Origin of the sequence: Mesorhizobium caraganae (genome assembly GCF_016836705.1) — a bacterium.
In the GTDB taxonomy this organism is placed as follows: domain Bacteria; phylum Pseudomonadota; class Alphaproteobacteria; order Rhizobiales; family Rhizobiaceae; genus Mesorhizobium; species Mesorhizobium caraganae.
The window spans coordinates 31,810-51,875 of the sequence record NZ_JAFCGY010000006.1; the positions used below are offsets into that span (position 1 = coordinate 31,810).

Sequence of the window (20,066 nt, forward strand, 5' to 3'; positions counted from 1 at the left end):
GCTTCCAAACCAGAACAAAACGTAGACACTTCTGGTCTTTCGCTGCCGAATCACTACATTCGGGGACGATGTCCGGCTTTTCGGAAGACATGCCTTTCTTTGACGAACCGAATGCGAGGCCCGCGGCCCCGTCAGGGATCGCCGCGCGCGCCATGGCGGCCCGCAGCGGCCGCAATGATACGCCCGATTATCTCAGCGGCCTCAACCCCGAGCAGCGGCTGGCGGTGGAAACCACCGAAGGCCCGGTCCTGGTGCTGGCCGGCGCCGGCACAGGCAAGACGCGGGTGCTGACCACCCGCATCGCCCACATCCTAGCCACCGGCCGGGCTTTCCCGTCGCAGATCCTGGCCGTGACCTTCACCAACAAGGCCGCGCGCGAGATGAAGCAGCGCATCGGCATCCTGATCGGCGAAGGCAATGTCGAGGGCATGCCGTGGCTCGGCACCTTCCACTCGATCGGCGTGAAGCTGCTTCGCCGGCACGCCGAGCTTGCCGGGCTGAAATCCGATTTCACCATCCTCGACACCGACGATGTCGTGCGGCTGATCAAGCAGCTGATCCAGGCCGAAGGCCTCGACGACAAGCGCTGGCCGGCCAAGCAGTTCGCGCAGATGATCGACGGCTGGAAGAACAAGGGGCAAGGTCCCGCCGACATCGCCGAAGGCGATGCGCGCAGCTTCGCCAACGGCAAGGGCCGCGAGCTCTACAAGGCCTATCAGGAACGGCTGCAGACGCTCAACGCCTGCGACTTCGGCGACCTGCTCTGCCACCCGATCCGCATCTTCCGCGCCAATCCGGACGTGCTCAAGGAATACCACAAGCGCTTCAAATACATCCTCGTCGACGAATACCAGGACACCAACACGGCGCAGTACATGTGGCTGCGGCTCCTGGCGCAGCGGCCGCAATCCTCCCCCCTCGACGGGGAGGTGCCCGCGAAGCGGGCGGAGGGGGTCGCCGCAGAAGGCACCACCAGGGCGTCGAGCGCTGCCGCACGGACCCCACCCGACCGGGCTTCGCCCGGCCACCCTCCCCTCAAGGGGGAGGGATCCCAGCGCTCCACCGTAAACATCTGCTGCGTCGGCGACGATGACCAGTCGATCTATGGCTGGCGCGGCGCCGAGGTCGACAACATCCTGCGCTTCGACAAGGATTTTCCGGGCGCCACCATCATCCGGCTGGAGCGCAATTACCGTTCGACCGCGCATATACTCGGCACCGCCTCGCACCTCATCGCCCACAATGAGGGCCGCTTCGGCAAGACGCTGTTCACCGAAAAGGTCGCCGAGGACGACGAGAAGGTGCATGTCCACGCCGCCTGGGATTCCGAGGAGGAGGCCCGCGCCGTCGGCGAGACCATCGAGGCTTATCAGCGCGCCAAGCACAATCTCAACGACATGGCGATCCTGGTCCGCGCCTCGTTCCAGATGCGCGCCTTCGAAGACCGCTTCATCACGCTCGGCCTCAACTACCGCGTCATTGGCGGCCCGCGCTTCTACGAGCGTATGGAAATCCGCGATGCGCTGGCCTTCTTCCGCGTTGTCGCCAATGGCGGCGACGACCTCGCTTTCGAGCGCATCGTCAATGTGCCCAAACGTGGCCTCGGCGAAGCCACCATCCGCCAGATTCACGACACGGCGCGTGCACTGCGCATCCCGATGCTGGAAGCGTCCGGCAACCTGGCCGAAAGCGACGAGCTGAAGCCGAAGCCGCGCGCCGCCTTGCGCGAAGTCGCGGCCAATTTCGAGCGCTGGCAGAAGGCGCTGGAAACCACGCCGCACACCGAACTCGCCGAGACCATTCTGGAGGAGAGCGGCTACACCGACATGTGGAAGAATGACCGCTCGGCCGAAGCGCCGGGCCGGCTGGAAAATTTGAAGGAACTGGTCCGTTCCATGGAGGAATACGAGTCGCTGCGCTCCTTCCTTGAGCACGTCGCGCTGGTCATGGATGCCGAGCAGAATGCCGGGCTCGATGCCGTCAGCATCATGACGCTGCATTCGGCCAAAGGCCTCGAATTTGAGACCGTCTTCCTGCCCGGCTGGGAGGAAGGCCTGTTCCCGCATCAGCGCGCGCTCGACGAAGGCGGCCGTTCCGGATTGGAGGAAGAGCGCCGGCTCGCTTATGTCGGCCTGACGCGGGCCAAGAAGAACCTGCATATCTGGTTCGTCTCCAACCGCCAGATCCACGGTCTATGGCAGTCGACCATCCCGTCGCGTTTCCTCGAAGAGTTGCCGAACGCCCATGTCGAGGTCGCCGAAAGCGGCAACTCCTATGGCGGCTACGGCAATTCCTATGGCGGCGGCTCGTTTGCTTCAGGACGCGGTGGCCGCCAGAACCCCTATGGCGCTTCGCGCTTCGACAATGTCGGCGCGGAAAAATCCGGCGCCTTCTCCAACACCTATGCGACGCCGGGCTGGCAGCGCGCGCAGGCCAACCGCACCGAGGCGACCGACCGCAACTGGGGCTCGCGCTCCGGCCATCAGGTCGAGCGCATCGGCTATGGCGAGACCGACTCCGGCTATGGCGCCGGCCGCACCTCGGTCAAAGGCCGCACCATCGACGGCGAACTGGTCGCCAAATCCGTCGCCGACACGCCGTCCCCCTTCAGCGTCGGCGACCGCGTCTTCCACCAGAAATTCGGCAACGGCAACATCTCGGCCATCGAAGGCAACAAGCTGACCATTGACTTCGACAAGGCCGGCCAGAAACGCGTGCTGGACGGGTTTGTCGCGGCGGTGTGAGCTGCCTTAACGGCTACCCCCTCACCGATACCTCGCCTGGTTCCACTTATGCCCCAGCAGCGACAGGATGATGATCAGGCCGTTGAAGAACTGGACGTAGAAGCCGCTCAGCCCCGCCGCCACGACACCGGTCTGGATGAAGGCGACGGTGACCGCGCCGATGGCTCCACCGGCAACCGTGCCGATGCCGCCCCAGGTCGGCGTGCCGCCGACGAACACCGAGGCCAGCACCGGCAGGAGATAGCCGTCTCCGGCCGTCGGCCACCAGGTGAAGTTGATCATCACCGAAAACGTGCCGGCGATCGCAGCGCCGATGCCGACGAAGACGAACACCTTCACCCGCACACGCTTGACGTCGATGCCCATCTGCTGGGCGCTGTCGGGATTGTCGCCGACCACCCTGACCTGCGCGCCGAAGCGGTGGCGGTTGTAGAGCATCGCTGACAAAACGACGAAGGCGAGCGCCCAGAAGATCTGCACCGGGATACCCCACACCTGGCTGGAGAAGATCTTGTAGGCCCAGCTGTCGGCAAGGCCGGTCAGCGCCGTCGACTTGCCCTCGTTGATGATCTGGATCAGGCCGCGCAGCAAAAAGTTCATGCCGAGCGTGGCGATCAGCGACGACAGCCCGCCATAGACGACCAGCGATCCGACGAGGAAGCCGAGCAGCGTCCCGGTGACGATTGCTGCCGCTATGCCGAGGAACGGATCATAGCCGGCCTGCACCACCAGGGCGAACACCCAGGAGGCAAAGCCCATGGTGGCCGGAAACGACAGGTCGATCTCGCCGCAGGTGACGACGAAGACCAGCGGCACCACCACGAACAGCGCGACCGGCAGCGTCGTCAGCACCGAGCTGTAGAGATACCAGGTGGTGAACACGGTCGGGTTGGCGACCAGGAACACCGCCATCATGACTATGAACACGGCGAGCGTGCCGAGAGCGGCGCGATTATCGATGACGAAGCCGCGCAGCCAGTGATCGGACGGGTGCTTCCACTCAGGTCGCGCTGCCTCGCCGCCGAGCGAGCTCTGCAGATCGGGTTCCATGGTCTTGCTCATCGCACTGCCCTCTCCGCGTCGCCGGCATCGTGCAAGCCCGGCAATCCGCCGGGGTGTGCTACGTCTTCCATGAAATTGATGAGATCCTCGGCCGACTTGACCTCGGTGCGGTCGGCGGTCAGCGCCACCTTGCCGCGGTCCAACACCACGAAGCGGTCGGCAATGTCGAAGACATGGTGGATGTTGTGGCCGATGAACAGGATCGAGCGGCCGCTCGCCCGCACCTGACGCACGAAGTGGAACACCTTGGCGGTCTCAGTCAGCGACAGCGCCGTCGTCGGCTCGTCGAGGATGATAAGCTCCGCCTGCTTGTAGATGGCGCGCGCGATCGCCACGCCCTGGCGTTCGCCGCCCGACAGCTGGCCGACGATCGAATGCGGCGTGAACACTTTCGAGGTGAAGCCGATCTCGCGCATCAGCCGACTCGCCTCCTCGATCTCCTTGTTGACCTTCAGAAAGCCCATGAAGCCGGTGAGTTCGCGGCCCATGAAGATGTTGCGCACGATGGTCTGCTGCACCGCCAGCGCCCGGTCCTGGAACACCGTTTCGATGCCGGCGTCGCGCGAGCGCGCAGCACTCCAGCCGGTCACCGGCTTGCCGCGCACCAGGATCTCGCCGCTGGTCGGCTTGACGACGCCGGACAGAATCTTGATCAGCGTCGACTTGCCGGCGCCATTGTCGCCGATCAGGCCGACCACCTCGCCGCGATCGACGCTGAGATTGACCCCGCCCAGCGCATAGACCTGGCCGTAGGATTTGCTGATGTCGCGCAGTTCGATGATGCGTTCGGCCATGGCGATCCTCGCGTTCATTGTCGCTTGCCGGCATTCTCGCCAGCGGTCCTGCCGGCTGGGCTTGAGCCCAGCCGGCAGCTTGGGAGGTCAGCGTAGCGCCTGCTTGGCGAGCTCGGCGACAATCTCGTAATTCTGCGGCGTGACGAAGCCGGCGCCGGTGTCGACATTCATCGGCGCCAAGCCCAGCACCACCTGCTGGCAGAGGCTGAGGATCGGCAGGTAGCCCTGCAGGAACGGCTGCTGATCGGCCGTCAGCTGCACCCAGCCGCCCTTGAACGCTTCGACGATCTGCGGGCTGGTGTCGAAACCGAAATTGAAGATGTCGCCGGGCTTGCGGCCTGCCGCCTGCATGTAGGTGGCGACATTGCCGAGCATCTGGCCGCCGGGATAGCCGACCGCCTTGACGTCAGGATTGTTGAGGAGCGCTGCCGTGATCACCGGTATCGCCAGATTGGGGTCGGACGCCCACTCACCGCTCGGCGGCGATGACAGCTGGATGACCTCGACGCCGGCCTCCTTCAACGCGGCCACCGTGCCGCGCTCGCGCGCGCCGCGGGCCTCGTTCTCGAACGGGCCGATCATGATCGCCTTGTCGCCGGACTTGAGCTTGCCGAGCTTGAACGCCTCGGCGCCGAGCGCGCGGCCCTGCTGTTCCTGCTGGGCGCCGACATAGCCGCCGCCGAACGCTTCCACTACCTTCGGCACCGGCACGTTCTGGTACATCATCTTGATGCCGTCCTTATGCGCCTGCTCGGCCAGCGGCATGATCGCGGCGTCGCCGGGATGGCCCATCATGGCGATGCCGTTTGGCTTGACGGCGACGGCTTCGCGCAATTGCTGCACCATCTTCTCAACGTCCCACTGCGAGAAGATGTAGTCGACCTTCGGCCCGAGATCGGCCGCCGCCTGCTTGGCGCCATTATAGACGATGGTGCCGAAAGCGTCGCCCTCGGCGCCGCCGACGAAGAAGCGGATGTGGACATCCTTGCACCACTGGGCGTCAAGCGCCCGCGCCGGCAAGGTAGAGATGGCGGCGCACAGCGCGGTGGCGGCGGCCACGACGGTCGAGCGCAGAAGTGTCGTTCTCATTGCGATGCTCATGCACGTTCCTCCCTTTTGTCCTCGGTGAGCCGAGGGGTTTCGACATTCGCTTACGGCAGTGCTCAACACTCTTCTCCGGCCGGCTCCTCCCGCCGGCCGCTCCTTCACGCCGGGTTCGGCAGATAGGTTGCTCCTCCCCGGCATTGCTTCAGGTATTCAAGCGCCCGCACCTGGCCGGTGATTTCGAGATCGCCGCGATAGACCGGGTCGTGCCAACCCTCGATGTCGATGGCGCCCTTATAGCCGGCCAGCCGCAATTCGCTGATCACCCGCGTCCAGTCGCTGTCGCCGAAACCGGGCGTGCGCATCTGCACGAAGGGCAGCCGGCCGAACACGCCATGCTCGCGGATGACATCCCAGCGCACCGTCGCGTCCTTGCCGTGCACATGGAAGATGCGCGGCGCCCATTTGCGGATCTGCGGCATCGGATCGATCAGGTAGACGAGCTGATGACAGGGCTCCCATTCCAGCCCGAGATTGTCGTCGGGCAATTCGTTGAACATCAGTTCCCAGGCATCCGGATTGTGGGCGATGTTCCAGTCGCCGGCGGCCCAGTTGCCGTCCATGGCACAGTTTTCGAAGGCGATGCGCACGCCCTTGTCGGCGGCGCGTTTTGCCAGCGGGCTCCAGACCTCGCGGAAGCGCGCCAGGCTGTCGGTCAGCTTCTTGCCGCGCAGGCGGCCGGTGAAGCCGCTGACCGTGGAAGTGCCGAACAGATGTGCATTGTCAATGACGGTTTCCCAGGCCGCGAGCACGCCACGATCGACCTCGCCATCCTCCAATGGATTGCCGAACACGCCGAGCGAGGACACGCTGACATCGGCATCGCCGATCGCCTCGCGAATCTCACCGGCAAGCCGCGGCAGATCCTTGCCGCCCAGCGTCTGCCAGAAGAAGGGCTGGATGCTCTCGAAGCCGAGCGGCAGGATCTGCTTGATGTAGGCTGCCGGGTCGTCGAGATTGGCCCGCACCATGGTGCCGATCCGGATGTCGAGAAGCGGGTTTGGCATCATGGTCCTTCCTGTGTAATCGCCACGCGCCGGCCGGTCTCGGCGCTTTCGATGGCGCCAAAAACCATGGCCAGGCTTTTGATGTTGTCGGAGCCGCGCGTTTCCGGTTCGGTGCCGGTCTCGATGGCGCGCATGAAATCCCTGATGATGCCGAGATGGCCGCCAATGCGGTCGGCGGGATCGAGCGCCGGCACTTCGATCGCCTGCGTTTTGTCGATAATCCCGTCGCGGCCCGGCACCACCACTTCCGCCTTCAGGCCGTCATTGCCGTCCCAAATGAGGCTGCCGCGCTCGGCGACGATGCGCCAGCTGCCTTCCCAGCTGGTGCGAAAGCCGTCGGCGCACCATGAGCCGGCATAGGTGAATACCTTGCCGCCGCCGAGGTCGAAGACGGCGCTGGCCGACGAGCCCTGCCGATACCAGGAATTGGCCGGCTCCCATTCCTGGCAATAGACGCCGGCGGGATTGCCGCCCACCATGTAGCGGGCGGCGTCGAATGTGTGGATCGCCATGTCGAGCAGCAGCACATGCGCCATCTCTTCGCGAAAGCCGCCGAAATGCGGCGCGACGAAGAAGTCGGCGTGAATGCTGGTCGGCTTGCCGATGGCGCCGGAGTCGAGAAACCGCCTTATGCGCCGGACATTGGCGACATAGCGCCGGTTCTGCACCACGGCATGGATGCGCCCAGCCCGGCGCGCCGCCTCGACGATGGCGCGGGCGTTTTCCGGAGTATCGGCCAAGGGCTTTTCGGTGAGCAGATGGCAATTGTGGGCGAAGGCGGCAAAGGCGACGTCGCGGCGGGCGGCGGGAATCACGACATCGAACACGGCGTCAGGCTTGGTTTGGTCGAGCACCGCATCGAGGCTGGTGCCGATGACGGCGCCGTCCAGCCCGTATTCGCGCGCCCTCACCTGCGCCCGTCCGGCGTCGAGATCGACAAGGCCGACAATGGCGAGCCCGTCGATTTGCCTTGCGGCATCAAGCCAGGCCTTGCTCATCGCACCACAGCCGACGAGGACGGCGTTCATCATCCGGCATTCCTCCCGTCCGGTCCCTCCAGACCGAATGTCACGGCATTCGCGGCATCACCGTAAACGTTTTTCCGTAAACGTTTACGACAACACACCCGATGGCGTAGAATGTCAATCGGCTGCTTGCAAAAATCATCCTGAAGCCTTGGCCTGAGCGGCAGCCGGTGCTAGCCAAGGGTCGGCGGAGAGAAGTCCTTGGCGTCCAGCATCCACGACCTTGCGCGTCACCTGAACATTTCGATCGGCACCGTGTCGCGGGCGCTGAACGGCCGCGCCGACGTCAATGCCGACACCCGCCAGCGCGTGCTCGCCGCCGCCAAGCAGCTGAACTATTCCCCGAACCAGTCGGGCCGAAGCCTCAGACAGGGCGCCACCCATTCGATCGCCTTCATGCTGCAACCGCATCCCGACGACCAGCAATATGGCGAACCGTTCTTCATCCCGTTCCTGACCGGTCTGCAGGCGCGGCTCGCCGAGTATGACCTGGATCTGATGGTCGTCATGGGTGAGCCCGGCCAATATCAGCAGGAGAGGCTGCGCCGCGTGGTTGAGACGCGCCGGGCCGACGCGGTCGTGTTGGCCAATACACGGCGGGAAGACGATCGGATCGACTATCTCAGCAAGGCCGGCTTTCCCTTCGCCACGCTTGGCCGAAGTCAATCCGGCGACGACACCTATCCTTCGCTCGATATCGATTTCGAGAGGGCGGGTGATGAAGCCGTCGACCGGTTGGTCGCGCGCGGCCACCGCCGCATTGCCGCCATCCGCCCTTCGCTTGATCTCAACTTCGGCTACCTGTTCCTCGACGGCTACCGCAAGGCGCTGAAGCGGCACGGCATCGAAGTCGACCCCGGCCTGATCGCGGACGGCTTCATCAACGAGGCCGGAGGCTACCAGGTGACGCCGCGCGTGATGCTCTCCAAGGACCGGCCGACGGCCATCATCTTCAACAATGACGCCATGGCGCTCGGCGGCTGCAAGGCACTGGCCGAGATGGGCATCAGGCCCGGCCACGACATCGCGGTGATCGTCATCGTCGACACGCCGCTTTGCCGCTACTTTTCGCCGGCGCTGACCGCCTTCCGTCCGTCGCTGGAGCCCATGGGCCGGCGGCTGGCCGAAATGCTGCTGGCCTCGCTCCCCGCCTTCGCCGGCCCCGAAGGCACACGCATCATCCGCGAAGTCTGGCCGCTGGAACTGATTGCGCGCGACAGCGATTGATTCGCCGCGGGATGTAGGCCGGTCCGCCTCAATCCACCTTCTTCTCGCCCTTCTCGCCGGCCTTGACGATGTCGCCCGTGGTGAACAGGATTTCCTTCAGCTCTGCCCGCCAGTCTTTCTTCTGGCGCAGCAGGAATTCGAGATCCATGCCGAAATGCTTGAACTCCTCGCCTTACGCGTTCTTCATGATCGCCTTGGCCTGCGGGTCCTTTTCCACCGACATGCGCTGTTCGTACCAGCCGATCGCTTCCGCCTCCTCGATCAGCGAGGTGATCATGCGGGCAAAGGTCCGCACCTTTTGCGTCAGCTCTTCAGGCGGCTCGTGATACTGGTCGAAACCCATTTTCGTCCTCTCCTGATCCCCTGCCTCGCCGACCGATTGCAAGCAGCGCCAAGGCTTCGCTGCAACGGACCAAGATCAGGAATGGTTCCCGCCGTAGGGCGACGCCCGCTCTGTCACGCAAGTATCATGTTCGCGTCCTAGACCGCTTTGCGGGAGGGCGCTTGCGACATCGTCGATGCGATGCGGGGCCCTTTGCGCCGCTCAAGGCTTGTCACAAAGAGGATCTCCATGAAAATCTCGCACCGAACCCTGTCGCTCGGCGCCGCATTGGCGCTGTTTACCGCCCTGACCCCTGCCCTTGCCGACAGCACCGCCACCGTTGGCGGTGTCAGCTTTGTCAACAAGGGCCTGGTCGGCGTCGGCCGCATCCCGGCCGACCTGAAGGACAAGTTCGGCGAGACCTTCGGCTCCGGCTCCGGGATGTCGATCGACGCCGCGAGCTGGACGCATGACGCCAATGGCTACAAGGGTTCGCTCTGGCTGCTGCCCGACCGCGGCTACAATGTCGTCGGCACCACCGACTACCGGCCGCGCCTCAACACTATTCGTATCGAGCTCACGCCGACCGCGCTGGGCGCCACGCCCGCCGCCGGCCAGGAACAGACCGGCGTCAAGGCGACGCTTGCCGATTCCATCCTGCTCACCGACGACAAGGGCGCCGATGCCACCGGCCTCGATCCGCTCAACGGCGTGCGCGCGGCCAACGGCGACATGCCGATCCTGCCCGAGGCCAACGGCAAGCTGGCGCTCGACAATGAGGCCATCGCGCGGCTGCCCGATGGCACCATGTTCATCTCCGACGAATACGGCCCCAACATCTACCGCTTCTCGGCCGAGGGCCATTTGATGTCGGCGATGCAGCCGCCGGCGGCCCTGGTGCCGATGCGCAAGGGCAAGCCGAACTTCGCCTCGGACAATCCGGGCCCGGGTGCCGCCGAACCCGATCCGAAGGATCCCGAAACCGGCCGTCAAAACAACCAGGGCCTCGAAGGCATGGCGCTGACGCCGGACGGCAAGTCGCTGATCGCGGTGCTGCAGTCGGCGCCCCGACAGGATGGCGGCGATTCCGGCGCCACGCGCCAGAACACCCGCGCACTGGTCTATGACGCCACCGACCCGGCACACCTCAAGCTGGTGCACGAATATGTCGTTCCGCTGCCGGTGTTCAAGGACGACAAGGGCAAGACCAAGATCGCCGCGCAGAGCGAGATCGTGGCGCTGTCCGACAAGACCTTCCTGATGCTGGCGCGCGACAGCGGCAACGGCCAGGGGGTGAAGGGCGACACCTCGCTCGTGCGCCAGATCTTCGTCGTCGACGTCTCGGCCGCGACCGACATTGCCGGCGGCGCCTTCGATGCCGCCGACAAGCCGGTTGCACCCAAGGGCGTGCTCGATCCGTCGGTTACGCCGGCCAAGCTGACACCATTCATCGACATCAACGACAACAAGGAACTCGGCCGCTTCGGCCTGCATGACGGCAAGCCGAACGACAAGAACAACCTCTCGGAAAAGTGGGAAGCGATGTCGGTGGTCAGCGTGCTCGATCCGGTGCTGCCCGACGACTATTTCCTGTTCGTCGGCAACGACAACGACTTCCTCGCCCAGGACGGCTTCCAGGTTGGCGCGCCCTACAAGGCCGAGGACGGCGCCGATGTCGACACCATGTTCCTGGTCTATCAGGTCACGCTGCCGGGCCTCGCCAAGAAGTAGTCGTATACAACAGACAAAAAGCGGAGGCGCCCGGGCGCCTCCGTTTTTTGTCGGCGATCAGCGGACCGCTGATGTCCTATTTCAGGATTTCGGCATCCCTCGGCACGCCGGCATCGATCGGCTCGGCGGTCCTGTTCGACACGGCGGAGCTCTCCCCGGCGACCGAGAAGTTCGCGCGCACATGGACCTGGGTTACGCCATTGACCCTGCTGTAGAGGTCGATGATGTCCTGGTTCATGAAGCGCACGCAGCCCGACGACGCGTTCTTGCCGATGGAATCCCATTCCGGCGTGCCATGCAGCCGGTACATCGTGTCCTTGCCGTCACGGAAGAGATAGAGAGCGCGGGCGCCGAGCGGGCTCTGCGGTCCCGGCGGCATGCCGTCCTTGTATTTCGCCAGCTCGGGGCGGCGCTGGATCATTTCCGGCGGCGGCGTCCACACCGGCCACTTCTTGCGCGCATGGACCACGGCGCTGCCGGTCCAGCCGAACCCGGCCTTGCCTAGGCTGACGCCGTAGCGGATCGCCTTGCCGCCATCGCGCACCAGATAGAGGAAATGCTCCGACGTATCGACGACGATGGTGCCCGGTTTTTCCCCGGTCGGGTCGGTCACGATCTGGCGCACGAACTTCGGATCGAGCTTGGATATCGGGATCGCCGGCAGTTGATAGCCCTCGTCGACGCGTGCCGCGTACATGCTTTCGGCAGCGCCGAAAGCCGAATCGCTTGGCGGCGGCGGCGCTGCCACCGGCGGCGGCACCACGTCCGTGGTTGTGCAGGCCGAAAGCGCCACGGAAGCGGCGCCCAAGGCGGATGCCCCAAGAAACGCGCGCCGGTTCAGGCGCTCGGAAAAAAGCGGATTGTCGGACATGGTCCCCCCGGTTTGCGGCCCCACGCGGCGTCGATCCATAGCCCATTCCGGATGCTTTGAGAACCTGATTGGCGCGAGGCAGCCGGGCGGAATGTTCCGATGGCGCATCGACCTTGCCCGTTAAATCGGCAATCATTGCCGGGCGGACTTTGAGAGGAACCTTCGCCGAGCAGCCCATGGACGAAAAAATGCCCGCGCGCCGGCGCCCCGTCAACCTGACCAGCGGCCCGATCCCGCGCACGCTGCTTTTGTTCGAGCTGCCGGTGCTCGGCTCCAACGTGCTGCAATCGCTCAACGGTTCGATCAACGCCGTCTGGGTCGGCCGCTTTCTCGGCGAATCGGCGCTGACCGCGACGTCCAACGCCAACAGGGCTTCGGCCGCTGGCGCACCATGCACATGATCGAGGACCGTCCGGCGGCCGGCGAGCCGCCCGACACCGGCCTCGGCATACCGCGCCAGCGAGCCAACATGGCGCCCGAGACGCCTAACGGGTGATTCTCAGCGCGCGTATTTTGCGCCGACTCCCAACGCGATTACGGAGAAGAGAGTGATCATGCCGGCAAAGGCCAGGCTTGCCGTCGTCGGGCTGCTCCAATTCGACAACAGGCCGATGCCGATGACCGGCAGCGCATTGCCGCAGAAGCAGCAGATGAAGAACGCCGACACCACTTCGGCGCGACGGTCGGCCGGCGCGATCTGGCTCACCACCTGCAGACCGCCGCGATAGCCGAGTGCCGCCGCCACGCCGCAGAGAGCAGTGGCGGCAATCATCAGCGACATCGAGGCAAAAAACTGAGCTGCGACGACCAGCGCCACTGCGGGGATCATCAGTGCCAGCGCCGCCAGCATGCCGGCACGGCTGGGCAGTCTGGTCGTGGCCAGAATTGTGGCTGCGGCCACGATCGACAGTTCGAAGAACAGCCCGCCTGCTTCGGCATGGTTGGCTACATGCAGCTGCTGCGCCAGAATGCTCGGCGCCAGCGCTGCATAGAAGCCGACCAGCGCCATGGCGCCGAAGCCGGTCACCGCCGGCGCCACAAAGGCGGCGCGGATATCGGCCGGCACCGACAGCCGTGGCCGCAGCGAAACATCGGCCAGTCGCCCAGGCTGCAAGACGGTTTCACGCGTGCGCCAGATCAGCAGCGTTACCATGACAAGCACCGCCAGATAGACCGTAAACGTCAGCCTGAGCGGCCAGGGCGCATATTCGGCGAGCAGCCCAGAGGCCAGCGCGCCAAGGCCAAGGCCTACGAAGTTGGTGCTGGTGGCGATGACAGCCGCGCGCGACTTGTCTTTGCCTTCGATCAGCTCGGCGAGCCAGGCCGTGCCTGTTCCCGCGCCGATGCCTATGCCAAGGCCGCTCAGGATGCGGGCCGCATCGAGCCAGGCGACATTCTCGGCCAGCAGGAACACCAGCGCGCTGACCACCGCCACCGCCATCGATGCCAGCGCCGCAGGACGGCGGCCAATGCCGTCGGACAAGCGTCCGAACATCAGCAATGCGCCGAGATTGCCGACGACATAGACGGCGTAGACCAGCGTCAGCGTGATCTGCGAGAAACCGAAAGCCTGCTTGTAGATGATGTAAAGCGGCGTCAGCGCGGTGCTGCCGGCGAACAGCGCCGCGATCATGGCGGCAACCGCAGTCATCGCGGCACGGCCGCCGAGTTCATGGCCGCGTGTCGTCGTCTCGGCATAGCTGGTCATAGCAAACTCCGGCCAGTTGCCCCAACGCCCCGATCGAAGCCCAACGTCTATGTAAGGATTGCCGTTCCGCCTGCCGAACCCGCTCCTGACAATCTTGTCAGGATGGTCTTGCACGAAATCCTCCCGTAACGTCCGTCCAACGAGAGGGAGAAACCATGGGTAAAGGCAGGGTCGAGGCATTCACCGATGGCGTCGTCGCCATCATCATCACCATCATGGTGCTGGAGCTGAAAGTGCCGCATGGCGAGGATCTTTCCGCGCTGGCCCCGCTGTGGCCGATCTTCTTCAGCTATGTCTTGTCGTTCATCAATGTCGGCATCTACTGGAACAATCTGCACAACATGTTCCACACCGTGCAACGCGTCGACGGCCGCGTGCTGTGGGCAAATCTCAACCTTCTGTTCTGGCTGTCGCTGATCCCGGCAACGACGGCCTTCATGGGCGAGAATCATTTCGCGCCGGTCCCTGTCGCCGTCTATGGCGTCGACCTCGTGCTGTGTGGGGTCGCCTACAGGATTCTTGTGACCAAGCTGCACCATTTGCATGGCAACGACACCGCCTTCGCCAAGGCGCTGGGCAGTGATCGCAAGGGCAAGATTTCGGTGGCGCTTTACATAACAGCCGTGCTGCTGACTTTCGTCAACCAGTGGATCGGCGTCGCGATCTACTTTCTGGTGGCTGCCGTCTGGTTCGTGCCGGATACGCGGTTTTCGAGGGTGATCGAAAAGTAGCTGGCGCTACTTGCGCATAGCCTTCAACTTTTCGGCGACCGAAGCGGCAAGATCGGCATAGCGCTCCTCCAGCCGCTCGGCCGCCTTGATGATCGAAAAATCATGGCCGAACTTTTCCAGCGCCATGCGCAATTTCTCGACGAACTCGGCCTGTTTTTCCAACGCCGAAAACAAGGTCTTCACCTGCGCTTCGCTGATATCGGGATTGGCGAGCATCTGCGGCACCTCGCGGCCCATCTGGTCGCCGGTAGCGGTCTGCTCCTTCAGGATTGCGATCCAGTCGGTCAATCGGCAGTCTCCCTTTTCAGCCGCACCATGCGCAGCCAGCGCCTGTACGGTCAACCCGAACACGCTGGACAGGCTTGCACGAAGCGCTTCCCGCGCTAAGTTCGGCGCGACCCCAAACAAGGACATGACCATGACCAGCGATGCCGAAATCCAGTCCGCTCTGCCCTCCCTCAGCCCAGGCAATGTCGCCGTTATCACCGGCGGCGCCAGCGGCATCGGCCTTGCCGCGGCCAAGAGGCTTGCGGCGATGGGCATGAAGCTGGTGCTGGCCGACATTGGCGGCGCGCGCCTCGATGCGGCCCGCCAGGCGGTCGCCGCGATCGCCGGCGAGGATGCCGTGCTCGCCGTCGCCACCGACGTCTCGAAGGCCGACGAACTCGGCCAGCTGGCGGAAAAGACGCACAGTGCCTTCGGCACTGTTTCGCTGCTGATGAACAATGCCGGCGTCGGCAACAATCCGGGAAAGCCCTGGGAAAACGGCGACGCCTGGAAGCGGCTGATCGACATCAATTTCTGGGGCGTCGTGCATGGCGTTGAGGCCTTCGCGCCAGCCATGCTGGCGTCGGGCAAGCCAGGCCTGATCGTCAACACCGGCTCCAAGCAAGGCATCACCACGCCACCCGGCAACCTGGCCTACAACGTCTCCAAATCGGCGCTGAAGACCTTCACCGAAGGCTTGGCGCATGCGTTGCGCAACGAACCAGGCGCGAAGGTTGCGGCGCATCTTCTCATCCCCGGCTTCACCTTCACCGGCATCACCGAAGGCGCGACCGAAAAACCGGCCGGCGCCTGGACCGGCGAGCAGGTGATCGACTTCATGCTGGCCTCGCTCACGCGTGGCGATTTCTACATCCTGTGCCCCGACAATGAGGTGAAGCGGTCGACGGACGAAAAACGCATGGCCTGGGCGATCGGCGACATCATCGAGAACCGCCCTGCTCTCTCGCGCTGGCACCCCGACCACAAGGACGCCTTCGCCGCCTTCATGGAGCGCTGAGCAACGGTTCACGCGGCGCGTTTTTTTGGAGCGCGTTTCTGGGCCACGGCTTTCTTGGCGGCCTGCTCGGCGATCTCGCGGTCATGACGCTTGGCCGCGCGTTCGCATTTGTCTCTGATTTCCTCGACCTCGGTTTCGGTCAGATGCTCGATGCCGATGAAATGGTTGTGGCCCTTGCCGACCCGGATCAATTCGTCGAGCTTGGCCTGGACCGCGGCGCCGTCACGGTTCTGGGTGTTCTGGATCAGGAACACCATCAGGAAGGTGATGATCGTCGTTCCGGTGTTGATGACCAGTTGCCAGGTATCGGAGAAACCGAAGAACGGCCCGCTGACCGCCCAGACGATGACGATCGCGCAGCAGCCGACAAAGGTCAGCGGCAGGCCGGCCAGATGAGCAACCGTGTTGGCGATCTTGGTGAACAGCTTTTCCAATTCAAAATCCCTCATGAGTTCGACCCGATGGGAGCCGCATTCATCGCTCCAGCAAAACAACCGGCAGCCGCTCCCGGTTCCCTGTCGCGCGTGATATCGCTGATGCAATTGAACACACGCCAAAGGCGCAGCGCCGGGAAAAGCCGCCTTATGGGTTTCTTGCCATAGTCCCTGTGCAGGCCGGAGAGCCTGTTCCTTCCGCTTCACAGCGGTTTACCTCCAAAGCCCCTTCCGCTGCGCCACCCCCGCATAGCGGAAGGGGTTGTTGCCGTAGACCGGCGGCTCTCTCCCCCAACAGGCGCGCTGTCTCGGAATTTCGGTGCGAGGATTTCGACCAGCCAGTCGATAAAGACGCGCACGCGCGGCGAGAGCTGGCGGCATGCTAATCCGACCGCTGCGCTCAGGAGCGCTCCTGTTCCCAGCGATCGAGGAAGTCCTCGATCGCCAGGGCTTGCATGTCGGGAACCGCTTTCGCCAGTTTTTCCGGCGGCCAGTCCCACCAGGCGAGGCTTTCGATCCGCGCCGCGATCTCAGGCGTAAAACGCCGGCGCGATGGCTTGGCCGGCACGCCGGCGACGATCGCATAGGCCGGCACATCCCGCGTCACCACCGCATTGGCGCCTACAATGGCGCCATTGCCGATGCTGATGCCCGGCATGATGACCGCGCCATGGCCGATCCAGACATCGTTACCGATGCTGACGGCCTTGGCCTGCCGCCGTTCGCGGAACGCCGCGTCGACACCCAGCCAGCGGAAATACTCGTTCGGGCGGTAGCTGAGCTTGTGCTGCGTGACCCGCTCGATCGGATGCTCCAGCGCGTTGATGCGGCTGTTGGCGGCGATCGAGCAGAATTTGCCGATCGTCGTGTAGATCGCCTCGGCGTGGCGCTCGAAATAGGAGAAATCGCCGACATTGACCTCGCGCAGCACCACCCGCTCGCCGATCGAGGCATAGCGGCCGAGCTTGCACGCCTTCAGCTCGGCCGTCGGATGAATGCGCGGTTCAGGGTCTTTGAGGACAAGGTTTTCAGTACGGTCCATGGCGCGGATTTACCTCCGCGCAATTGCGGAAGCAATTGTCCCGCGCAATTGCTGCCGCAACGCGGAAGCAATTGTCGCGCGGCCAGACAGCCCAGAGTCCGCCCTATTTCGGCTGGCCGTTGGTCCACACCACGCTCTGACCGAACAGCGGCACGGTGGTTACCGACATTTTCGCCGAGCCGTCCTGCACCTGGCGTGAATGCGAGAGATAAATCAGCGTCTGGTTTTTCTTGTCATAGATGCGGTTCACCACCTGCTTCTTCCAGATCAGGCTGATGCCTTGCTTGAACACCTCTTCGCCGCCTTCGCTCATGTCGATGTCGCCGATGGTGATCGGCCCGGTCTGGCGACACGAGATCGACGAATCCGACGGGTCCTCGAACCAGTTGCCTTTCTGCAGCCGGTCGATGACGCCGCGGTCGAAATAGGAGACGTGGCAGGTGATGCCGTCGACCTTCGGGTCCTTGATCGCCTCGACGATGATGTCGTTGCCGAGCCAGTCGACGCCGACCTTGCCGACCTCCTCGGCCGCGGCAGCGCCGGCGCCGAGGACAATGCATGCGGCCAATGCGCCACCGATCAGTTTCTGCCCAATCCGTCTCTGCAACGGAGCCTCCTCAGGTTCTGGTTGCCGGGTCTCAGGTGGGGCGAGCAGCCTGGCTTTGCAAGCTAGGCCTGCCGGAATGCCAGCATCCGCCGCAGCACGTCGGTCTTGAAGACGAAATGCTGAACCAGCGCGCCTGCCGTATGCAAGAGCACCACATAGAGCAGGATGTTCTTGCCCAGCACATGCACCAGACTTGCCCCTGGCACACCAACAAACCATGCGGCGGCGCCCGAGAGCGGGACGATGAAGATGAGGGCGTAGATGACGAAATGCGTCGCCTTGGCGAGCGGTTTCAACACCGGATGCTCCATACCCGATACCGGCGGAACGCCGCGCGTCGCCCTGAGCCGAAGCCGCCACGCAGCCAGAACCAGCACGGCCAGACCGATCACGACATGCAGATAGGCCAGCGGCACATCACCGGGCGATGCCTCCTGCCCCCTGCGAAAGGCACGCCACACGTGCTCCATGCCGTCATGGGCGAGGAACTGGATCAGGATCAGCGCCGCAATGCTCCAGTGCAGCCATATCTGGGTTTTCGAGTAGGAAGCCACAGACATATCCGACATTGGCTGGTTCCACAGCAAGAGAACAGACTGTCAAGATAGGTAGAGGCCCAAACCGGTCAAATTACCGTTTGGTAACTCCGGCCGCGTGCGAGGCAGCATCGAGAGCCGGTTGCGGCAACGCGGCATCTTTGCCTTGACCGCCGCTACCGGCTAAGACTTCCGCCGCAGGCGCCAATCCGGCGCCTAAAAGAAATCACGACGGACACTTCCTGATGATGCGTTCAATCCTGGTCGGCATTCTCGTCCTGATGGCGGCCGGCATCGGCTGGCTCACCTTCGACTGGTACAAGGGCCATTATGGCGGCGAGCCGTTCGGAGCGCCGTTCACGCTGGTCGACCAGAAAGGCGCGCCGATCACCGAAGCTGCCTTCAGAGGCCATCCCAGCGTCGTCTTCTTCGGCTTCACCCATTGCCCGGAAGTCTGTCCGACCACGCTGTTCGAACTTGCCGGCTGGCTGAAGACGCTGGGCGACGACGGCAAGACCCTCAACGCCTATTTCGTGACCGTCGACCCCGAGCGCGACACGCCGCAGGTGATGAACACCTATGTCAGCAATTTTTCCGACCGCATCGTCGGCATATCGGGCGATCCCGACAAGGTGCACGCGATGGCGAAGTCGTTCAGCATCTACTGGAAAAAGGTCGACACCGGCGACGGCGACTACACGATGGACCACACCGCCTCTGTGCTGTTGTTGAATGCCAAGGGCGAGTTCGCCGGTACGATCGCTTACGGCGAGAGCGCCGACACGGCGATCGCCAAGCTGAAGCGGCTGGCGGCAGGCGCCCAAAGCTGATGACGCAGACCAGGCTCCATTTCACGGCCGGGAAGGTCGAGGCCGACAGCATCTTTGCCGCGCTCGAAATGGCTTTCGAGGATGAAGGCCTGCCGCTCGCCGTGCTCGAAGTCGACGAGGACCGCGACATCCATGAAGTCTCGCTCTATGCCGACGGCGATGTCGACGCGGTCGAGGCACGGCTCAGAGATATCCTTTCTGGCCTTTCCCTGTCGAAGCCGATCGAACGCGAGGTCTTGCCCGATATCGACTGGGTGGCACGCTCGCTGGAAGGGCTGAAGCCGGTGCGCGCCGGGCGTTTCTTCGTCCACGGCGCGCATGACCGCAGGAAGCGCCACAGCGGCGAACTCGCCATCGAGATCGAGGCCGGCCTTGCCTTCGGCACCGGCCATCACGGCACTACGGCCGGCTGCCTGGAAATGCTGGAACGGGTTGTGCGCCGCGAGCATCCCAGGAATGCTCTCGACCTCGGCACCGGCAGCGCGGTGCTGGCGATCGCAGTTGCCAAGCTGGCGCATATTCCGGTGCTGGCGACCGACATCGATCCGATCGCTGTCAGCGTTGCCGCCGCCAATGCCCGCCTCAACCACGTCAAGGCGCTGGTCGAAACCGTGACGTCGCCCGGTTTTCATCACCCGGTCTTCGGCAAACGCGCGCCTTTCGACCTCATCGTCGCCAACATATTGGCGCGGCCGCTGATGCGGCTGGCGCCGGAAATGGCCAGGCATATCCGGCTCGGCGGCTCGATCGTGCTGTCCGGCATCCTCGATCGCCAATGCAACGCGGTGATCTCGGCCTATGTCGGCCAGAATTTTCGCCATGTCAGGACCTTGCACCGCGAAGGCTGGGTGACGATCCACCTCAAACACTAATGCATGTCGCTCAAAAGTGGTCCCGGTTTTGAGAGGACGACATGCATAAAATAAATCCTTAAAGGGCGTCGCCTGAATCCGTTCAGACGCGACGCGCTTTAAGTCGAGCGCTTTGGACCAATCCGCTCTTTCGA

The 20,066-nt window shown here is 63.9% G+C and carries 20 protein-coding genes and 1 pseudogene; 8 read left to right on the forward strand and 13 right to left on the reverse strand.

Features of this window, described 5'->3' with window-relative positions:
• Nucleotides 1–68: 68 nt before the first annotated feature.
• Complete coding sequence (locus JQK88_RS14645) at nt 69–2,744, forward strand: ATP-dependent helicase (RefSeq protein ID WP_203278669.1); 2,676 nt, start codon at nt 69–71, stop codon at nt 2,742–2,744.
• Nucleotides 2,745–2,765: 21 nt separating this feature from the next.
• Here the strand turns inward: JQK88_RS14645 and JQK88_RS14650 are convergent, their stop codons facing one another.
• The 5 genes from JQK88_RS14650 to JQK88_RS14670 form a co-directional block, all read right to left on the reverse strand.
• Complete coding sequence (locus tag JQK88_RS14650; RefSeq protein WP_192258419.1) at nt 2,766–3,806, reverse strand: ABC transporter permease; 1,041 nt, start codon at nt 3,804–3,806, stop codon at nt 2,766–2,768.
• Nucleotides 3,803–4,600, reverse strand: coding sequence for an ATP-binding cassette domain-containing protein (locus tag JQK88_RS14655; protein ID WP_192258536.1), 798 nt, complete (start codon nt 4,598–4,600; stop codon nt 3,803–3,805). The genes JQK88_RS14650 and JQK88_RS14655 overlap by 4 nt, the downstream gene beginning before the upstream one ends.
• An 87-nt stretch (nt 4,601–4,687) precedes the next feature.
• Complete coding sequence (locus JQK88_RS14660) at nt 4,688–5,701, reverse strand: substrate-binding domain-containing protein (RefSeq protein ID WP_203278670.1); 1,014 nt, start codon at nt 5,699–5,701, stop codon at nt 4,688–4,690.
• A gap of 104 nt (nt 5,702–5,805) precedes the next feature.
• Nucleotides 5,806–6,714: a sugar phosphate isomerase/epimerase family protein gene (locus JQK88_RS14665; RefSeq protein ID WP_203278671.1), complete on the reverse strand. Its 909-nt coding sequence runs from the start codon at nt 6,712–6,714 to the stop codon at nt 5,806–5,808.
• Nucleotides 6,711–7,742 carry a Gfo/Idh/MocA family protein gene (locus JQK88_RS14670; RefSeq protein ID WP_203278672.1) on the reverse strand — a complete coding sequence of 344 codons (1,032 nt, stop codon included), beginning with the start codon at nt 7,740–7,742 and terminating at the stop codon, nt 6,711–6,713. The genes JQK88_RS14665 and JQK88_RS14670 overlap by 4 nt, the downstream gene beginning before the upstream one ends.
• A 195-nt stretch (nt 7,743–7,937) precedes the next feature.
• On the opposite strand from JQK88_RS14670, the gene JQK88_RS14675 reads away from it, so the two are divergent.
• On the forward strand, nt 7,938–8,963 hold the full coding sequence (locus JQK88_RS14675) for a LacI family DNA-binding transcriptional regulator (RefSeq protein ID WP_203278673.1): 1,026 nt from the start codon (nt 7,938–7,940) through the stop codon (nt 8,961–8,963).
• A gap of 28 nt (nt 8,964–8,991) precedes the next feature.
• Here the strand turns inward: JQK88_RS14675 and JQK88_RS37160 are convergent.
• Nucleotides 8,992–9,306: pseudogene (locus tag JQK88_RS37160) on the reverse strand (ferritin family protein).
• A gap of 228 nt (nt 9,307–9,534) precedes the next feature.
• On the opposite strand from JQK88_RS37160, the gene JQK88_RS14685 reads away from it, so the two are divergent.
• Nucleotides 9,535–11,016, forward strand: a complete 1,482-nt coding sequence (locus JQK88_RS14685; RefSeq protein ID WP_203278674.1) for an esterase-like activity of phytase family protein — start codon at nt 9,535–9,537, stop codon at nt 11,014–11,016.
• 76 nt (nt 11,017–11,092) lie between these two features.
• On the opposite strand, the gene JQK88_RS14690 is transcribed toward JQK88_RS14685, so the two are convergent.
• Complete coding sequence (locus JQK88_RS14690; protein WP_203278675.1) at nt 11,093–11,887, reverse strand: L,D-transpeptidase; 795 nt, start codon at nt 11,885–11,887, stop codon at nt 11,093–11,095.
• Nucleotides 11,888–12,063: 176 nt separating this feature from the next.
• On the opposite strand from JQK88_RS14690, the gene JQK88_RS14695 reads away from it, so the two are divergent.
• Entirely contained in the window at nt 12,064–12,288 is a 225-nt protein-coding gene (locus tag JQK88_RS14695) for a hypothetical protein (protein WP_246749833.1), read from the forward strand.
• 98 nt (nt 12,289–12,386) lie between these two features.
• Here JQK88_RS14695 and JQK88_RS14700 read toward each other — a convergent pair whose 3' ends face one another.
• Nucleotides 12,387–13,595: an MFS transporter gene (locus tag JQK88_RS14700; protein ID WP_203278676.1), complete on the reverse strand. Its 1,209-nt coding sequence runs from the start codon at nt 13,593–13,595 to the stop codon at nt 12,387–12,389.
• Nucleotides 13,596–13,750: 155 nt separating this feature from the next.
• On the opposite strand from JQK88_RS14700, the gene JQK88_RS14705 reads away from it, so the two are divergent.
• Nucleotides 13,751–14,326: a TMEM175 family protein gene (locus tag JQK88_RS14705; RefSeq protein WP_192258428.1), complete on the forward strand. Its 576-nt coding sequence runs from the start codon at nt 13,751–13,753 to the stop codon at nt 14,324–14,326.
• 6 nt (nt 14,327–14,332) lie between these two features.
• Here JQK88_RS14705 and JQK88_RS14710 read toward each other — a convergent pair whose 3' ends face one another.
• Nucleotides 14,333–14,614, reverse strand: a complete 282-nt coding sequence (locus JQK88_RS14710; RefSeq protein ID WP_095773965.1) for a hypothetical protein — start codon at nt 14,612–14,614, stop codon at nt 14,333–14,335.
• A 130-nt stretch (nt 14,615–14,744) separates the two neighbouring features.
• Here JQK88_RS14710 and JQK88_RS14715 point away from each other — a divergent pair, with 130 nt between their 5' ends.
• A complete protein-coding gene (locus JQK88_RS14715) occupies nt 14,745–15,611 on the forward strand; it encodes an SDR family NAD(P)-dependent oxidoreductase (protein WP_203278677.1) in 867 nt (288 codons plus the stop codon).
• An 8-nt stretch (nt 15,612–15,619) separates the two neighbouring features.
• Here JQK88_RS14715 and JQK88_RS14720 read toward each other — a convergent pair whose 3' ends face one another.
• The 4 genes from JQK88_RS14720 to JQK88_RS14735 form a co-directional block, all read right to left on the reverse strand.
• The gene (locus tag JQK88_RS14720) at nt 15,620–16,060 is read right to left on the reverse strand and encodes a low affinity iron permease family protein (RefSeq protein WP_203278678.1); all 441 of its coding nucleotides are present in this window, start codon (nt 16,058–16,060) and stop codon (nt 15,620–15,622) included.
• Nucleotides 16,061–16,445: 385 nt separating this feature from the next.
• On the reverse strand, nt 16,446–17,087 hold the full coding sequence (locus tag JQK88_RS14725) for a DapH/DapD/GlmU-related protein (protein WP_203278679.1): 642 nt from the start codon (nt 17,085–17,087) through the stop codon (nt 16,446–16,448).
• Nucleotides 17,088–17,190: 103 nt separating this feature from the next.
• Nucleotides 17,191–17,694, reverse strand: coding sequence for a CreA family protein (locus tag JQK88_RS14730; protein ID WP_192258432.1), 504 nt, complete (start codon nt 17,692–17,694; stop codon nt 17,191–17,193).
• Between the two features lie 62 nt (nt 17,695–17,756).
• Complete coding sequence (locus tag JQK88_RS14735) at nt 17,757–18,263, reverse strand: cytochrome b (protein ID WP_192258433.1); 507 nt, start codon at nt 18,261–18,263, stop codon at nt 17,757–17,759.
• 212 nt (nt 18,264–18,475) lie between these two features.
• On the opposite strand from JQK88_RS14735, the gene JQK88_RS14740 reads away from it, so the two are divergent.
• A complete protein-coding gene (locus JQK88_RS14740; RefSeq protein ID WP_192258434.1) occupies nt 18,476–19,060 on the forward strand; it encodes an SCO family protein in 585 nt (194 codons plus the stop codon).
• Nucleotides 19,060–19,932, forward strand: a complete 873-nt coding sequence (locus tag JQK88_RS14745) for a 50S ribosomal protein L11 methyltransferase (RefSeq protein ID WP_203278680.1) — start codon at nt 19,060–19,062, stop codon at nt 19,930–19,932. The genes JQK88_RS14740 and JQK88_RS14745 overlap by 1 nt, the downstream gene beginning before the upstream one ends.
• The last annotated feature ends 134 nt before the right edge of the window (nt 19,933–20,066 follow it).

Excerpts from the sequence above, each read along its gene's own strand:
- JQK88_RS14685 (WP_203278674.1), top strand. The coding sequence starts at position 9,535 with ATGAAAATCTCGCACCGAACCCTGTCGCTCGGCGCCGCATTGGCGCTG.
- JQK88_RS14645 (WP_203278669.1), top strand. The coding sequence starts at position 69 with ATGTCCGGCTTTTCGGAAGACATGCCTTTCTTTGACGAACCGAATGCG.
- JQK88_RS14660 (WP_203278670.1), bottom strand. The coding sequence starts at position 5,701 with ATGAGCATCGCAATGAGAACGACACTTCTGCGCTCGACCGTCGTGGCC.
- JQK88_RS14720 (WP_203278678.1), bottom strand. The coding sequence starts at position 16,060 with ATGAGGGATTTTGAATTGGAAAAGCTGTTCACCAAGATCGCCAACACG.
- JQK88_RS14725 (WP_203278679.1), bottom strand. The coding sequence starts at position 17,087 with ATGGACCGTACTGAAAACCTTGTCCTCAAAGACCCTGAACCGCGCATT.
- JQK88_RS14695 (WP_246749833.1), top strand. The coding sequence starts at position 12,064 with ATGGACGAAAAAATGCCCGCGCGCCGGCGCCCCGTCAACCTGACCAGC.
- JQK88_RS14655 (WP_192258536.1), bottom strand. The coding sequence starts at position 4,600 with ATGGCCGAACGCATCATCGAACTGCGCGACATCAGCAAATCCTACGGC.
- JQK88_RS14650 (WP_192258419.1), bottom strand. The coding sequence starts at position 3,806 with ATGAGCAAGACCATGGAACCCGATCTGCAGAGCTCGCTCGGCGGCGAG.
- JQK88_RS14735 (WP_192258433.1), bottom strand. The coding sequence starts at position 18,263 with ATGTCGGATATGTCTGTGGCTTCCTACTCGAAAACCCAGATATGGCTG.
- JQK88_RS14715 (WP_203278677.1), top strand. The coding sequence starts at position 14,745 with ATGACCAGCGATGCCGAAATCCAGTCCGCTCTGCCCTCCCTCAGCCCA.
- JQK88_RS14705 (WP_192258428.1), top strand. The coding sequence starts at position 13,751 with ATGGGTAAAGGCAGGGTCGAGGCATTCACCGATGGCGTCGTCGCCATC.
- JQK88_RS14740 (WP_192258434.1), top strand. The coding sequence starts at position 18,476 with ATGATGCGTTCAATCCTGGTCGGCATTCTCGTCCTGATGGCGGCCGGC.
- JQK88_RS14665 (WP_203278671.1), bottom strand. The coding sequence starts at position 6,714 with ATGATGCCAAACCCGCTTCTCGACATCCGGATCGGCACCATGGTGCGG.
- JQK88_RS14670 (WP_203278672.1), bottom strand. The coding sequence starts at position 7,742 with ATGATGAACGCCGTCCTCGTCGGCTGTGGTGCGATGAGCAAGGCCTGG.
- JQK88_RS14745 (WP_203278680.1), top strand. The coding sequence starts at position 19,060 with ATGACGCAGACCAGGCTCCATTTCACGGCCGGGAAGGTCGAGGCCGAC.
- JQK88_RS14700 (WP_203278676.1), bottom strand. The coding sequence starts at position 13,595 with ATGACCAGCTATGCCGAGACGACGACACGCGGCCATGAACTCGGCGGC.
- JQK88_RS14690 (WP_203278675.1), bottom strand. The coding sequence starts at position 11,887 with ATGTCCGACAATCCGCTTTTTTCCGAGCGCCTGAACCGGCGCGCGTTT.